General features: G+C 36.5%; 1 pseudogene. It reads right to left on the bottom strand.

Annotated features, from left to right (window positions below):
* Positions 1–444, bottom strand: a pseudogene (locus E3E26_RS10975) (hypothetical protein); the annotation flags it as partial.

Below are 444 nucleotides of genomic sequence, written 5' to 3' on the forward strand. Positions count from 1 at the left end.
CTCACAAATTCCATTGTTGCTCCAGGCATGAAAAAAGTACTATTATTTATTTTGTACTCTATTTTTGGTCTCAATAAGAACATCTCAATTGCAGGATCAACTTCGATATACATGACAAGGTACCTTTTTTCTCTTGGAGGTATCTGACATCCAGTGAAAGGAAGAAGACTCTCTTTCGGAATTTTTGACACGTCTTCTACTTTTGGTAAGTCTAGAATGGATGTGGCATTGTAACACGCTATGGCGAGAGTTCTTAAACTTTGAGAGTCTAGGGAATGAGAAATGTTCATGATGTAAATGGTCTCATTTGTTGGGTTAAACAACCCTATCTCATATTTTACCAGTTTAGAATCGTTTACAAATGTAGTAGCATATCGGCTGTTTTCCGTAATAATTAATTTTGGGGCAATTTCTTTGCCAGTTTCAATGACCCAGTCTCCTAAG

It is taken from the genome of Thermococcus sp. LS1 (assembly GCF_012027395.1).
Taxonomy (GTDB): domain Archaea; phylum Methanobacteriota_B; class Thermococci; order Thermococcales; family Thermococcaceae; genus Thermococcus.